The sequence below is a fragment of the Bacillus cereus group sp. BfR-BA-01382 genome, from assembly GCF_022663475.1.
Classification (GTDB): Bacteria; Bacillota; Bacilli; order Bacillales; family Bacillaceae_G; genus Bacillus_A; species Bacillus_A thuringiensis_S.
Genome location: NZ_JAKUFQ010000312.1, coordinates 1 through 362, shown reverse-complemented (window position 1 = coordinate 362; position 362 = coordinate 1). Strand labels below are relative to the sequence as shown.

Here is a 362-nt window from a genome sequence, read left to right as displayed (position 1 = left end):
AATAGTGGTTAATGGAAAAGATCTTTCTTTCACTTCAGTTCAAACCTCTGCATGGAATCATGGACCTGTAAATGATTTAATTGTTACGACGAATCAGAGAGTGAATGAGCTTTATCAATTCATGTGGTCACAAGTACCGGTTACGATTTCGGTATATTTTCTTCAAGGGGCGGATTTACTGAGGTTCGTTAGGGTTGCGGGAATTGATGAGCGTGTAACAGGAGAATATGTATATCATTTCATTTGGTGATAAGAAGAATTCGAGGTAGTCTAGCAGCTACTTTTTTATTTTGTCATTTGAATATAAGCGAGCGGACTAGCTTTATAGTACCCACTGAAATAAAGAATCATAATATAATTTG

General features: G+C 36.2%; 1 protein-coding gene. It reads left to right on the top strand.

Annotated elements, in window-relative coordinates; translation table 11 throughout:
• Position 1 precedes the first annotated feature (1 nt).
• On the top strand, positions 2-250 hold the full coding sequence (locus MR160_RS34105; protein WP_242299248.1) for a hypothetical protein: 249 nt from the start codon (positions 2-4) through the stop codon (positions 248-250).
• Positions 251-362 lie beyond the last annotated feature (112 nt).